The sequence below is a fragment of the Gemella sp. 27098_8_155 genome (assembly GCF_041433725.1).
Lineage (GTDB): Bacteria > Bacillota > Bacilli > Staphylococcales > Gemellaceae > Gemella > Gemella haemolysans_D.
The window spans coordinates 23,412-35,221 of sequence record NZ_JAPWCA010000017.1; the positions used below are offsets into that span (position 1 = coordinate 23,412).

Sequence of the window (11,810 nt, forward strand, 5' to 3'; positions counted from 1 at the left end):
TTTCATGTTGACTTTTATTATTTCACTTTTTCTAGTACATCGTAGAAAGATGGTAAATCATGTGCTTCAGCTATTTCTGACCAATTTCCTACATCGTCTAAACCTTTAGCATGAGTTAGCGTATAAATTGCCTTAGTTAATGTGTAAAATTCTTGCAATGGTTTTAATAAATTCTTAAGATTTGATTTACTCGCATCTCCCATTACTTTTTCATAGAGTGTTGTCGCTTTTTTACTATCATTACAATTTATTACATCATCTGATATGATTCCTGAGTGTGCTAAATACAATAAGTAATTATAAATTGCCTTAAATGTTCTGTATGAATCTATAATTCCTACTTCACTAGAAGTTTTTACTCCCTTTTTATAAGAGAAATTACTAATTTGTTGTTGAATTGGTATTTTTATCTTTTCTACAATCAATCCTATAAATTCATCCGTCACCTGTTTTTGATTTTCTACTACATCATCTGGTGTAATATTTTTTTCAATTAACCTATTATAAAAATCACAGAAAATTTTATCTAATTCATACGTATCCTCTTCTGTTAAATACTCTTCAGGCGCAACAAAGTTCTTTATTATCTCAGGAAACTCTATAGTTTTTCCTACATGAAATGTTCCCACCGTCATATTTAACGATTGTATGAAATCATTTTTCCTCACAAAATTATATATATGATGAGCATTTTTTGCATAATAATTAGAAGTGAAATCCTGCAGTTTGTTAGTCTCTTCTAAATCTTTTTCTAAAAAATATTCTTCCAGTTTTTTATTAAATTTTTTATCGTATTTTCTTAGTTGTTTTAACTGAGGTAAAGCTGTATTAAATGTGTAAACTCGTTGATATGTCTGCTTTAGTAGTTCCACAGTAATTGCTATATGCCCCCCAAGAGAGTGACCAGCAGCAACTTTATAACAAGAGTCAAAGTTTACAATCTTTCTTTTTAAAAACTTAGTAAATTTACATGCAGAATCTATTTGGCTAGTATTTTCCCCCGAAACGATTCCTGTATAATTATAAAACCAATCGCTAATATCTTCACTCTCACTTCCTCTATAAATAACAAGAAGCTCATTAAGCTCTGGAATGTATATCGCAGTAGATTGGAATCCATTTTTGGTAATCTTTGGAACTGATAGCCCACTATTATATACTTCAATATCCTCAAAAACTTCTCCAGTAACATCTTTTATAATTCTTTTTATTTTATATTCTGCTGTACTCTGTTTCTTATTTCCTTTAATTAAATACTCATACTCTGTTAATTTAGCTACAAGTAATGGATTATGGAAAAATCTTAACATAGTCAAATCACCTCTTTTATATAAAAATAATTATAACATATTTTATAGAGAATATAAAAATTCTATATCTTCTCACTTAATGAGAAAATATAGAATTCTATTTTTATTATACGTTGAATCTAAATAACATAATGTCGCCGTCTTTTACTTCGTACTCTTTACCTTCAAGACGTACACGACCTGCTTCTTTAGCTTTTGGCATACTTCCGTATTCAACTAAGTCATCATAACTTACAGTTTCAGCACGGATAAATCCACGTTCAAAGTCTGAGTGGATAATTCCAGCACATTCAGGAGCTAACATACCTTTTTTGAATGTCCATGCACGTACTTCTTGTACACCTGCTGTGAAGTATGTTGCTAATCCTAATAGGCTGTAACTAGCTTTGATTAGTTTGTCTAATCCACTTTCGTCAATTCCTAGTTCTTCTAAGAACATTGCTTTTTCTTCATCTTCTAATGAAGCCATTTCTTCTTCGATTTTTGCACAAACTACGATAACTTGGCTTCCTTCACTTGCAGCAAATTCACGAACACTTGCAACGTGTTTGTTAGCATCAACGTCTAGTAAATCATCTTCACTTACGTTAGCAACATAAAGCATAGGTTTCATTGTTAATAAATGTAATCCTTTTGCGATTTTTTGCTCTTCTTTATCGAATTCTAAAAGTCTAGCTGGCTTTTCTTCTTTAAGAATATCACGTACTTTAGAAAGTACTGCAAATTCTGCAACAGCATCTTTATCTTTTTGTTTAGCTTGTTTTTCAACACGTCCGATACGTTTTTCAACACTTTCTAAGTCTGCTAAGATTAACTCTAAGTTAATAACTTCGATATCGTATAATGGATCTACTCCACCAGCAACGTGAGTAATGTTTTCATCTTCGAAACATCTAACAACTTGACAAATTGCATCTACTTCACGGATGTGACTTAAGAATTTATTTCCTAGTCCTTCTCCTTTAGATGCACCTTTTACGATACCAGCAATATCTGTAAATTCAAATGATGTTGGTACTGTTTTTTTAGGTTCTACTAATTCTGTTAATTTATTTAATCTGTGGTCAGGTACTTCTACAATTCCTACGTTTGGATCAATTGTTGCGAAAGGATAGTTCGCCGCTAATGCTCCTGCTTTTGTAATTGCGTTAAAAAGTGTACTTTTTCCTACGTTTGGTAATCCTACTATTCCGGCTGTTAATGCCATAGTATTAATCACTCCTTTTCTTCATTAATTTCTTATATTACTTAGGCCTTGCCTACTCAACTTAACTATTATAACATAAAACACAAAACTTATCATTTATTATTATGCTATTTAAAAATATTTTGTTAATAATCATTAATATTATTTATTAGTATATTAAAAGATACTAACTATTAAAAAAGTATGTACTTTACAAAAAATATTTTGGTATGTAAAATATATTACAAGATATAAATTTCTGTGAAAAAAATTAAAAGGACGGTAATTAACTATGAAAAAATACAATTCAAATACTAAACTTGGAACTGCAACACTTAATGTTGTAAACTTTGAAAGACAGCTTAAATTCTACTCAGAAGCTATGGGTATGACTATAATTTCTAAAAATGAAACTGAAGCTACTTTAGGTACTTCTGATAACACTCCGCTTCTTAACTTAAAAAAAGTTGATGGTCCACTAGTTCGTTCTTATGGACTATATCACATAGCTTATCTAGTTCCAAATGAACAAAGTCTAGCTAATATACTACGTCACTTTATAGACTCAAACATTCCTTTAGATGGTGGATCTGACCATGGTTATAGTAATGCTTTATATTTAAGTGATATTGAAGGTAATGGCATAGAAGTATATTACGACAAAGATGAAAGTACTTGGGATAGAAAAGAAGACGGTAAAATCATAGGAGTAACTGAACCTATAGATGCTAATCATCTACTTAATATTTCTGAAACTGTAGTTCCATATTCTTTACCAGTGGGTACTATTATTGGTCATGTTCATCTAAGTGTTCAAAACTCTACAGTTTCTTCTAACTTCTATCAAGAAGTACTAGGATTTAGTGATAAATTCACTGTGGCTAGTGCAAGTTGGATTGCTTATGGTGATTATCATCATCACCTTGCTGTTAACCACTGGGGTGGTCCTAACCTAAGTCTTAGACAAAAAGGTACACCTGGTTTAGATCATTTTGAAATTATATTTATAGATGATATTACTTACAACAAAGTTGTGGAAAATATAAAAAATAACAACGCTAAAATCATCTCTGAATATGACGGAAAAATCATCATTAATGATCCTAATGGAATTGAAATTCATTTAATAAAAGAAGTATAATATTTAAAAATCTTTACGTGGGTGACTCATCAAAATCAATTTCTTTGAAATCACACTTTTCGAGTCACTCACTTTTAGTTTTTATTCGCCTATTTCCCTAGCTTTATGATATAATAAGAATATTATTTTAGTAGAAGGAGGAACTATGCAAGATTTTATAGCACAATTTGGTAGCTTTGCACCTATAGTTTTTTTTATACTAGCATCTATATTACCAATATTTTTATTCCCACCAGGAATATTTTCTGCGATTGGTGGTTATTTATTTGGTTTTACTCATGGTTTTATCCTTTCGATAATTGCATCAATAATCTATACTAGCGTGATGTTTATCATTTCAAGATATTTTGCCAGTGATTATGTAGAAAAATACTTAGCAAAAAAACTATCGAAAAAACAATATGATACAATTTTCGGTATAAGTGAAAATAAACTAACAATGTTTCTAATAATCTATAGATTAATCCCAGTTCTTCCAAACAGTGTTATCTGTTACTCATATGGTTTAACTAGAATATCTTTTAAAAAATATTTTATCGGTAACATTATAGGCCTGATTCCTGGAAAAATGATTTGGTTACACTTCGGTACAACTCTTAACAACATTGGAAGTATAGAATTTTTATACGGTATAATTATTGTTTTATCTTTTGTCTTTATCAGTTCTAAAGTAGCAAAGCAATTTAATAAATAATATTAATAAAAAGCTAATGATTCTATTTAAAGATTCACTAGCTTGTTTATATGGGTCTATAATAATTCCCCCCTGAAAAGGGGTAGTTTTATCTTAATTTTTAACTTTTTCTTTTTTTATTATACTTGTTAATGTTAAAGTTACACCAACTATTACTACATAAATCAATTCTTTAGTAGCTAGATTCCAAGCACCTTGACCAAAGTATAAAATATTTTTTACTCCGTCAAATAACATACGCATTGGTAACCATGGTAACACCCAATCTGTATAGAAACTACTTAGCATTTCAGGTTCTAATGATAGCAATGGCATTGCAAAGAATAATAGTAAAGCAGACAGTGGAGCTCCTGCTAGTCCTATTAAGCTAATTGTACCAAAGATTATCGTCATAAATGTGAATGTTGCAATACTTAAAAATGTTGCAATACCTGAATAATTATCTACTGTCACTCCTAAAATCCTTTCTGAGAAATACGGAGCCAGTAAGCCTAGTGTTATAGAAACTAAACCTAATATACATAGTTGAACTATTTTTTGTACTGCTTTATCTTTAATTGAGTTCTCTTCTTTACGACTATACATAAATAATATAATACTTCCTGCTAAAGAAGTTATCCAAATTGGTAAAAAATATACTGATGGAGCAGTTGAGAAATCACCAGTAGTATTAATATTCTCTACGTTAACTCTAACTGGATTCATTAAGTTTCCAATTACTTTTGCTGGTAAAGGCTTATTTGATGCTTCAGCTTGTTTTATTATTTGTGTGCTAACCATCTTCCCACTATTATTCACAACCTGTGTAAGAATTTGTAAGACTTGAGCTGAAAGTTGGCTATTCATACCTTGGTTAACAAGTACTGTGAATTCAGGGGTTTGTGGATTAGAAGACACTAATGTAGCTAAAGATTTTGTGTAATTTTCTGGAATAACAATTGCACCATAGTATTCTTTATTATTCATTTTTTCTATAGCTTCATCTTTACTACCTACTTCTATCCATTTTACACTAACATTATCATTTAAAGTTGATCTTTCTTTAAGTTTTTCTATCATCGTAGCAGTTGTTTCATTTTTATCTTGATTTACTATTGCGAGAGGTAAATCTGTAATTTTTGGATTTACTGTTGGTATTTGAGTACTCATAATTATACTCAATACTACTACGGCAACAGAAAGAAGTATTCCTGTTATTTTTCCATATTTTTTCATTTTCTTTTCCTCTATTTCGATTATAGATATTTTTATTCTAAATTCTTTCTTTATATTTTTTGCAACACCTTGTTGCTCTTTTGATGGTTTTATTATATAATTTTTATGAATAAAAAACGAGAGTCAAATTACTACAAATTGTTGCATTTTAGACAAATTATTATAATTTGTTTCTTATTTAATATAAAAAAGAGGATATTTCTATGGTATATAAAAAAAAAATAACAAAAACTCAAAAAAAATTCGAAGAATCATTACTTAAATTAATGGAAACAAAAAAATTCGAAGCGATTACTGTTAATGATATTACGGAACTTGCAAATGTTAATCGTTCAACATTTTATAGGCATTATTTTGACAAATATGAATTGTTAGAAAAAATTGAAGATAATATTTTAAATGATGTTCTTACTTATCAATCTAATATCATAAATAAAATCAATAAAAATGAGATTACTAAAGACTTTAAACTTACAGACTATGTTAGTACTGATACAAACCTTTTTATTGTATACGAAGGACGTTTAAATGAAATAAAAATATTGCTGGGTCACAACGGAAGTAACAGCTTTAGAAAAAAAATTCGTCTTACTATGCTTGATATTTTCAAACAAACATCTAATCTTGCAAATTTAAATGCTAGCAATCAAGAAATAGAATTGTTATTTCAATTTTTAGTTGGAAGTTTTATGTCTATATTAGATTACTGGACAGATAATCAGGAGTTAACACCTACTGAACTTTTCTTATTTTACAGTTCTTTGTATTCTAATGGAGTAGTCAATTTTCTAAAGGACAAAATGATATAACAAAAAAGACAACAAAACATGTGTTTGTTGTCTTTCATTGATATTAAGAATGTTTTTCTAATATTTTTTTAATTTTTTTGTTAAACTCACGTCTTGGCATCATAATGTTATTATCACACTTTAGGCATTTTATCTTTATATCTGCTCCCATACGTGTAATTTGCCATCTATTCGTTCCACAAGGGTGTTGTTTTTTCATTTCAACTATATCATTTAATTCGTATTCCACAATCCAACCTCCTATTTTTCTTCATTCGATGTTAATGAAGATTCAAACTCTCTATAAAAATCACGTCTTAACATTGTTTCCACATCTTGTTTTTTCCCAACTTTTGCTTTTCCAATAACATGAATTGTAACAACGTTGTCAGCAATTTTTTCTATATAATCGATATGGAATTTATCGTTCTTATATAATAAATCATGATATTCTTTTTTATTATTAGCATTATTAACTACTTTGTTTACTCGGTCTTCTATTTCTTCAATAGATTTATCAATTTTTATCGGTAACTCTACTAAAGCTAAGTTGTACATTAATGAGTAATTTACAACTTGATTAATAGTTCCATTCGGAATAAAGTAAACTTCACCATTTTTAGAACGGATCTTAGTAGAACGTAAACCAAGTGACATTACATAACCACCTGCAATAAAAGCTGCTTGGTTGTATATTTTCACATTATCTCCTACATCAAATTGTCCTTCAAGAATAATGAAAAATCCAGATATAATATCTTTAACTAAGCTCTGTGCACCAAAACCAATAGCTACCGATGCTATACCTGCACTGGCAACAATACTTGTAGTATTAACTCCTAGGATTGACAATACTTGGAAAAATGCAATAAAGTATACTGTATAACGAACTGCACTTCTTACAAGTTTATGTAAAGTTTCTGATCGTTTCTCATTAAACTTTATATTAAACTTCTTATTGGCATTATCTCCAGTTGTCATTATATAATCAATAATTCTATTAAATATACGTACTAAAATTGATGCAATAATAAAAATTACGATTATAAGTAATATTTTTTCTAAAACTGTGATTAGTAAGTCAGTGTTGCTTACTGATGTTTTTATCTTTTCAATAAAATTCATAATTACTCATCCTTGAATAATGAAATAATACGTTCAAATTCATCATTATCTTTGAACTCAATTTCTATCTTACCTTTTTTATTACGACTTTGTTTAATCGTTACAGAAGTTCCTAGCAGTTTTTTAAGATTGTTTTCTTGTTCTTCTATAAATATATCCTTAGCTCTTGGTTTCTTAATCTCTTTAGGTTTTAATAACTTCGCTACATATTCTTCTAGCTCACGAACTGACATTTTTCTATCAATTACTAAAGCACAAACTTCTTCCATAGCTTTTTTTGTTTTTAATGAAAGTAAAGTTCTTGCGTGAGCTGCACTTATTAGCCCTTGTTCAAGCTTATTTTTTATTTCTGTAGGTAATTTTAATAGTCGTAAGCTATTGGCGATATACGGTCTACTTTTACCAAGTTTCTTAGCCAATTCTTCTTGGGTTAATGACATTTTATCCATCAGATTTTTATAACTTTCTGATTCTTCTAGCGCTGATAAATCTTCACGTTGCAAGTTCTCTAGAACCGCAAAAATCATCATTTCTTCATCTGTCATTTCTTTAATAATAGCTGGAATTTCTTTCTTACCTAGCAGTTCAAAAGCTCTATAACGGCGCTCCCCTGCTATAATATAATAACCTTTTACAGCTTTTTTTACAATAATAGGTTGTAATAATCCATTTTTTTCAATTGATTCTTTTAATTCATTTAACTTCTCTTCATTAAAATAAGTACGTGGTTGATATGGATTTTTCTTAATCTCTTCTAATGAGATTTCTACTATTTTATCGCTATCAGTAGTTAACTCTACATTTTCAGTAGCGAAAATTGCATCAAGACCACGACCTAATCCCTTACCTAGTTTCTTAGCCACGCTCAATCACCTCTTTAGCTAATGATAAATATTGTTTTGCACCATTAGAATTTTTAGCATATTCAATAATTGGTTCACCAAAACTTGGTGCTTCACTTAAACGTACAGTTCTTGAAATAACTGTGTTAAATGCTTTATCTTTAAAGTGTTCTCTAACTTGCTCTGCTACCTGATTAGATATATTTGTTCTACTATCAGTCATAGTAAGTAATACACCGAAAATATCTAATTTAGAGTTCAAGTGCTTTCTAACTATATTAAATGTATTCATAAGCTGGCTAAGCCCTTCTAAGGCATAATATTCAGTTTGTACAGGAATTATTACCCCATTAGCTGCAGTTAAAGAATTTAACGTAATTAGACCTAAAGACGGTGGACAATCGATTACCACATAGTCATATTTTTCTTTAATTTCCGAAATTGCATTTTTCATACGTTGTTCACGACTAATCGCTGAAACTAGTTCAACTTCTGCACCTGCTAATGCTATGCTAGATGGAACTATATCTAAGTTCTCATAAGCTGTTTTTAAAATAACATCATTAATATTAACTTCATCAACAAGTATGTTATAAATTGATTGTTCTATCGCTGATTTATCTACACCTACACCGCTCGTAGCATTAGCCTGTGGATCAGTATCTATTAATAATACTTTTTTCTTTAAATGTGCTAGAGACGCAGCTAAATTTATTGAAGTAGTTGTTTTACCAACTCCACCTTTTTGATTACATATCGCTAAAATTTTCATCTTTTACCTCTTTATTTACGTATCTTGGTATGGTAACTTTAATAACCACACTATCCATATTTTCTTCTTCTTCTTTGTTAAGACTAATATTATACTTTTCTTCTAATTTTGCTATTTCTTTTGTAAGTTTTGCTATAACTTTCTGACCATCATAATTAACGGCAGTATTAAAAACTTTAATATCTTTTTTAATCTTTAAATAAGTATCAATTTTTTCTTCTGTTTGAGAAACATTTAGATTTTGTGATAAAATCTGAATTAATAATTTCTCTTGAGCAGAAGCATCTAATTTAACCATAGCTCTACCATGTCGCTCAGTAATTTTTTTAGTATTAATAGCATCAATAACTTTATCACTTAATTTTAATAATCGTAACTTATTAGCAACAGTAGCCTGTGTTTTCCCTAATGATTTCGCAAGCTCATCTTGAGTAAGCTTATTGATGCTTAATAACTCTTGATATGCATGCGCCTCTTCTATAGGTGTCAATTCTTCCCTTTGAATATTTTCAATTAGCGCAAGAGTCGCCATCTGTTCATCTGTAAGTTCTTTTACAATAGCTTTAGTTGTAGGATACTGTAGGTACTTAATAGCCCTTAATCTTCTCTCCCCAGCTATAAGCTCATAAAACCCATTCCCTATATCACGAACAGTAATAGATTGAAGTAATCCATTTTGTTTTATAGACTCTGCTAATTCTTTTATTTTTTCTTCTGTAAATTCTCTTCTAGGCTGATATTTATTAGGAACAATCTTTTCAACTAATATTTCTCTAAGGACATCATCATCTGAAATACCGACTTTCTCAGCTCTTTGTGTTAAATCATACAGTTTACTAAATGGTTTTACACTTTCACTCATATTTTACCTCCTATGGCACTTCTATACAATAATACAATAACATAATTACTATCTTTTGTCAAAAGTATTTCCCAAAAAATATAACACTATAACCTGTATATTTTAGGTATTTCAAAGAATATTTCCTGAGAATATATGAAATTTAGTTATTTTTTTGATAAAAAAAAAGTGTAATCATAAATGATTACACTTTGAACAGGGACGGCAGGAATCGAACCCACACCAAAGGTTTTGGAGACCTTTGTTCTACCGTTAAACTACGTCCCTAAGAATGGTGGGAAGAAGTGGATTCGAACCACTGAACCCTAAGGAGCGGATTTACAGTCCGCCGCGTTTAGCCTCTTCGCTATCTTCCCAAAATATAAAAAAAATGCCGGCCAGAGGACTTGAACCCCCGACCTACTGATTACAAGTCAGTTGCTCTACCAACTGAGCTAGGCCGGCAACATGGTGCCTCGAGACAGAGTCGAACTGCCGACACATGGAGCTTCAATCCATTGCTCTACCAACTGAGCTATCGAGGCATTATTAAATTTTTACATAAAAAAATGGCGGTCCCGACGGGAATCGAACCCGCGATCTCCTGCGTGACAGGCAGGCGTGATAACCGCTACACCACGGGACCTAATTATTAAAAAATTGCGGGAGATGGATTTGAACCATCGACCTTTGGGTTATGAGCCCAACGAGCTGCCAGACTGCTCCATCCCGCGATAATAAAAATGGAGGAGGAAAGGGGATTCGAACCCCTGCGAGCTTTTACACTCCTGTCGGTTTTCAAGACCGATCCCTTCAGCCGGACTTGGGTATTCCTCCTTGATAAATGGTGGACTCTGCAGGACTCGAACCTGCGACCGATCGGTTATGAGCCGATAGCTCTAACCAACTGAGCTAAGAGTCCGTGTTCCTAGAGAATTCACTAACTATTATTGGTGGCGGCAGAGGGGATCGAACCCCCGACCTTACGGGTATGAACCGTACGCTCTAGCCAGCTGAGCTACGCCGCCAATAAAGGCTAAATTCATTATTTAAAATGGTGGAGCCTAGCGGGATCGAACCGCTGACCTCCTGCGTGCAAAGCAGGCGCTCTCCCAGCTGAGCTAAGGCCCCATATTAATAATGTTTAAATATTCTTTTAAATGGTCGGGAAGACAGGATTCGAACCTGCGACCCCTTGGTCCCAAACCAAGTGCTCTACCAAGCTGAGCTACTTCCCGTATATTTAAATGGCGCGCCCAAGAGGAGTCGAACCCCTAACCTTTTGATCCGTAGTCAAACGCTCTATCCAATTGAGCTATGGGCGCTAATATAATGGTGCCGAGGACCGGAATCGAACCGGTACGGTATTGCTACCGCAGGATTTTAAGTCCTGTGCGTCTGCCAGTTCCGCCACCCCGGCACTATATTAACTATTGGAGCGAAAGACGGGATTTGAACCCGCGACCCTCACCTTGGCAAGGTGATGTTCTACCCCTGAACTACTTTCGCGAATATCTAGAAATGGTGCGGGTGAAGGGAGTCGAACCCCCACGCCGTGAGGCGCTAGATCCTAAGTCTAGTGCGTCTGCCAATTCCGCCACACCCGCAAAAGAATGGTGAGCCATGAAGGACTCGAACCTTCGACCCTTTGATTAAAAGTCAAATGCTCTACCAACTGAGCTAATGGCTCTAAATAAATGGTGCCGGCCAGAGGACTTGAACCCCCGACCTACTGATTACAAGTCAGTTGCTCTACCAACTGAGCTAGGCCGGCATAAATGGTGGAGGTTAACGGGATCGAACCGCTGACCCCTTGCTTGTAAGGCAAGTGCTCTCCCAGCTGAGCTAAACCTCCGAATCAAAAGCCTGGCAACGTTCTAGTCTCACAGGGCGTAA

11 protein-coding genes and 18 tRNA genes are annotated in these 11,810 nt (G+C 32.4%); 3 read left to right on the forward strand and 26 right to left on the reverse strand.

Translation table 11 applies throughout. The features are described 5' to 3' along the window. Positions 1 to 17: 17 nt before the first annotated feature. Complete coding sequence (locus O5Y44_RS07250) at positions 18 to 1,310, reverse strand: DUF6792 domain-containing protein (RefSeq protein WP_371465843.1); 1,293 nt, start codon at positions 1,308 to 1,310, stop codon at positions 18 to 20. Positions 1,311 to 1,416: 106 nt separating this feature from the next. After that, positions 1,417 to 2,517, reverse strand: a complete 1,101-nt coding sequence (ychF, locus tag O5Y44_RS07255; protein ID WP_003147405.1) for a redox-regulated ATPase YchF — start codon at positions 2,515 to 2,517, stop codon at positions 1,417 to 1,419. A 271-nt stretch (positions 2,518 to 2,788) separates the two neighbouring features. Here ychF and O5Y44_RS07260 point away from each other — a divergent pair, with 271 nt between their 5' ends. Then, positions 2,789 to 3,637: a VOC family protein gene (locus O5Y44_RS07260; RefSeq protein ID WP_371465844.1), complete on the forward strand. Its 849-nt coding sequence runs from the start codon at positions 2,789 to 2,791 to the stop codon at positions 3,635 to 3,637. Positions 3,638 to 3,782: 145 nt separating this feature from the next. Continuing rightward, positions 3,783 to 4,331: a TVP38/TMEM64 family protein gene (locus O5Y44_RS07265; RefSeq protein ID WP_271987452.1), complete on the forward strand. Its 549-nt coding sequence runs from the start codon at positions 3,783 to 3,785 to the stop codon at positions 4,329 to 4,331. A 93-nt stretch (positions 4,332 to 4,424) separates the two neighbouring features. On the opposite strand, the gene O5Y44_RS07270 is transcribed toward O5Y44_RS07265, so the two are convergent. Then, positions 4,425 to 5,546, reverse strand: coding sequence for a YhgE/Pip domain-containing protein (locus tag O5Y44_RS07270; protein WP_371465846.1), 1,122 nt, complete (start codon positions 5,544 to 5,546; stop codon positions 4,425 to 4,427). Between the two features lie 203 nt (positions 5,547 to 5,749). On the opposite strand from O5Y44_RS07270, the gene O5Y44_RS07275 reads away from it, so the two are divergent. Further along, the gene (locus tag O5Y44_RS07275; RefSeq protein ID WP_316447510.1) at positions 5,750 to 6,355 is read left to right on the forward strand and encodes a TetR/AcrR family transcriptional regulator; all 606 of its coding nucleotides are present in this window, start codon (positions 5,750 to 5,752) and stop codon (positions 6,353 to 6,355) included. Between the two features lie 43 nt (positions 6,356 to 6,398). On the opposite strand, the gene O5Y44_RS07280 is transcribed toward O5Y44_RS07275, so the two are convergent. From O5Y44_RS07280 to O5Y44_RS07390, 23 genes are all read right to left on the reverse strand, one after another. Further along, a complete protein-coding gene (locus O5Y44_RS07280; protein ID WP_271987455.1) occupies positions 6,399 to 6,584 on the reverse strand; it encodes a DUF951 domain-containing protein in 186 nt (61 codons plus the stop codon). Positions 6,585 to 6,595: 11 nt separating this feature from the next. After that, complete coding sequence (locus O5Y44_RS07285; RefSeq protein WP_271987456.1) at positions 6,596 to 7,459, reverse strand: mechanosensitive ion channel family protein; 864 nt, start codon at positions 7,457 to 7,459, stop codon at positions 6,596 to 6,598. A gap of 2 nt (positions 7,460 to 7,461) precedes the next feature. Next, positions 7,462 to 8,322 (reverse strand): ParB/RepB/Spo0J family partition protein, encoded by an 861-nt coding sequence (locus tag O5Y44_RS07290; protein ID WP_271987457.1) that lies wholly within the window; start codon positions 8,320 to 8,322, stop codon positions 7,462 to 7,464. Beyond that, on the reverse strand, positions 8,315 to 9,073 hold the full coding sequence (locus tag O5Y44_RS07295; RefSeq protein ID WP_371465847.1) for a ParA family protein: 759 nt from the start codon (positions 9,071 to 9,073) through the stop codon (positions 8,315 to 8,317). Before O5Y44_RS07295 ends, O5Y44_RS07290 begins: the two co-directional genes overlap by 8 nt. Further along, positions 9,051 to 9,935 (reverse strand): ParB/RepB/Spo0J family partition protein, encoded by an 885-nt coding sequence (locus O5Y44_RS07300; RefSeq protein WP_271987458.1) that lies wholly within the window; start codon positions 9,933 to 9,935, stop codon positions 9,051 to 9,053. Before O5Y44_RS07300 ends, O5Y44_RS07295 begins: the two co-directional genes overlap by 23 nt. A gap of 196 nt (positions 9,936 to 10,131) precedes the next feature. Then, positions 10,132 to 10,202 (reverse strand) — tRNA-Trp (locus tag O5Y44_RS07305). A gap of 5 nt (positions 10,203 to 10,207) precedes the next feature. Next, positions 10,208 to 10,291, reverse strand: a tRNA-Tyr gene (locus O5Y44_RS07310). A 15-nt stretch (positions 10,292 to 10,306) separates the two neighbouring features. Further along, positions 10,307 to 10,379, reverse strand: a tRNA-Thr gene (locus tag O5Y44_RS07315). A 4-nt stretch (positions 10,380 to 10,383) separates the two neighbouring features. Continuing rightward, positions 10,384 to 10,459 (reverse strand) — tRNA-Phe (locus O5Y44_RS07320). A 25-nt stretch (positions 10,460 to 10,484) separates the two neighbouring features. Beyond that, a tRNA-Asp gene (locus O5Y44_RS07325) sits at positions 10,485 to 10,560 on the reverse strand. A gap of 14 nt (positions 10,561 to 10,574) precedes the next feature. Further along, positions 10,575 to 10,648: transfer RNA gene (locus O5Y44_RS07330), tRNA-Met, on the reverse strand. 10 nt (positions 10,649 to 10,658) lie between these two features. Continuing rightward, positions 10,659 to 10,751, reverse strand: a tRNA-Ser gene (locus O5Y44_RS07335). 8 nt (positions 10,752 to 10,759) lie between these two features. Next, positions 10,760 to 10,836: transfer RNA gene (locus O5Y44_RS07340), tRNA-Ile, on the reverse strand. 29 nt (positions 10,837 to 10,865) lie between these two features. After that, positions 10,866 to 10,942: transfer RNA gene (locus O5Y44_RS07345), tRNA-Met, on the reverse strand. A 27-nt stretch (positions 10,943 to 10,969) separates the two neighbouring features. Further along, positions 10,970 to 11,045, reverse strand: a tRNA-Ala gene (locus O5Y44_RS07350). A gap of 30 nt (positions 11,046 to 11,075) precedes the next feature. After that, positions 11,076 to 11,152, reverse strand: a tRNA-Pro gene (locus O5Y44_RS07355). Between the two features lie 10 nt (positions 11,153 to 11,162). Further along, a tRNA-Arg gene (locus O5Y44_RS07360) sits at positions 11,163 to 11,239 on the reverse strand. Between the two features lie 8 nt (positions 11,240 to 11,247). Further along, positions 11,248 to 11,334, reverse strand: a tRNA-Leu gene (locus O5Y44_RS07365). A 14-nt stretch (positions 11,335 to 11,348) separates the two neighbouring features. Further along, positions 11,349 to 11,423 (reverse strand) — tRNA-Gly (locus O5Y44_RS07370). A 13-nt stretch (positions 11,424 to 11,436) separates the two neighbouring features. Next, positions 11,437 to 11,521, reverse strand: a tRNA-Leu gene (locus O5Y44_RS07375). Positions 11,522 to 11,528: 7 nt separating this feature from the next. After that, positions 11,529 to 11,604, reverse strand: a tRNA-Lys gene (locus O5Y44_RS07380). Between the two features lie 8 nt (positions 11,605 to 11,612). Continuing rightward, positions 11,613 to 11,688: transfer RNA gene (locus O5Y44_RS07385), tRNA-Thr, on the reverse strand. Between the two features lie 5 nt (positions 11,689 to 11,693). Continuing rightward, positions 11,694 to 11,769: transfer RNA gene (locus O5Y44_RS07390), tRNA-Val, on the reverse strand. Positions 11,770 to 11,810 lie beyond the last annotated feature (41 nt).

Bases quoted from the DNA above. Each gene is read 5' to 3' on its own strand.
- O5Y44_RS07250 (WP_371465843.1), bottom strand. From the start codon at position 1,310: ATGTTAAGATTTTTCCATAATCCATTACTTGTAGCTAAATTAACAGAG.
- ychF (WP_003147405.1), bottom strand. From the start codon at position 2,517: ATGGCATTAACAGCCGGAATAGTAGGATTACCAAACGTAGGAAAAAGT.
- O5Y44_RS07260 (WP_371465844.1), top strand. From the start codon at position 2,789: ATGAAAAAATACAATTCAAATACTAAACTTGGAACTGCAACACTTAAT.
- O5Y44_RS07265 (WP_271987452.1), top strand. From the start codon at position 3,783: ATGCAAGATTTTATAGCACAATTTGGTAGCTTTGCACCTATAGTTTTT.
- O5Y44_RS07270 (WP_371465846.1), bottom strand. From the start codon at position 5,546: ATGAAAAAATATGGAAAAATAACAGGAATACTTCTTTCTGTTGCCGTA.
- O5Y44_RS07275 (WP_316447510.1), top strand. From the start codon at position 5,750: ATGGTATATAAAAAAAAAATAACAAAAACTCAAAAAAAATTCGAAGAA.
- O5Y44_RS07285 (WP_271987456.1), bottom strand. From the start codon at position 7,459: ATGAATTTTATTGAAAAGATAAAAACATCAGTAAGCAACACTGACTTA.
- O5Y44_RS07295 (WP_371465847.1), bottom strand. From the start codon at position 9,073: ATGAAAATTTTAGCGATATGTAATCAAAAAGGTGGAGTTGGTAAAACA.
- O5Y44_RS07300 (WP_271987458.1), bottom strand. From the start codon at position 9,935: ATGAGTGAAAGTGTAAAACCATTTAGTAAACTGTATGATTTAACACAA.